The organism is Candidatus Hodgkinia cicadicola (assembly GCF_002774925.1).
Map to the genome: position 1 here is coordinate 1 of NZ_NXGO01000089.1, position 900 is coordinate 900.

1 protein-coding gene is annotated in these 900 nt (G+C 28.0%); it reads right to left on the reverse strand.

From position 1 onward, the window contains the following. Positions 1-674: 674 nt before the first annotated feature. The coding region (locus MAGTDC_RS03150) for a HisA/HisF-related TIM barrel protein (RefSeq protein WP_278046966.1) at positions 675-900 on the reverse strand (226 nt) is incomplete at its 5' end.

Sequence of the window (900 nt, forward strand, 5' to 3'; positions counted from 1 at the left end):
ACAGCAGTATAAATCAGTAAAATATCCTACAAATGGTGATGTTTCAAATTGTAAACGCCCTTAGTTTATTTAACAAAAAAGAATAAGAACAAATTTGTGAAGTATAAGATATGGAGGATAGTGAAATGAATGAATTTTATAGTTTATTTCTAATAATGTAACATTAAATTTATAACATTAATAATTATAGTATTTAAAAACTTAATCGTTTTTCTACATTGCTCAATATTTTACTGAGACTGGAAAATACAAAATTAAAAAAAAAAATGTTCAGTACTTACGTATACTGTGGTAAAACTTATTTAATAAAATAAAGAGTGATAGTGTAATAAAATTGTGTGGATCCGTACACTAGTGTAGTTTTATCACTGAATATGCCTGAAAATGCCACATCAAATAATGAGGTTGGGACATTTGAATTTAAACAATTCTTACTTACATTTTGTTTACTTAGGCCTACTTATATTTTGTTTTTGTATTCTGTTGTAGGCATCGACATTTATAAAAGTATTAGTGTTAAATAAACAATAAAAAGGAACAATAAACATAGATTATTGTTTTGTTTTTTAGTAGTTAACTTTATTTTTGAATTTATTGCTTGCATTTCTGCACTTACCAACAGCGACAATAGAGTTAATGAAATAACATTGTTAGAAACAATAATAAAACCAACACTAATAGTAAAAACAATAAAACACCTTGAACAAGTCTAGCATCTGTCAATCAATTCCTGTTGATCTTAAACCACTATGACTGAATACCTCTCAAGTACCATTGACTGCCTTACAATCAACTGATGAAACGATGCACTGACTTCCAAATCTTTCAACACAGTTGGCAATAAACTCTGGATTCATAACAGAAGCTGAATTAATAGCTACCTTATCTGCTCCTGCCTTC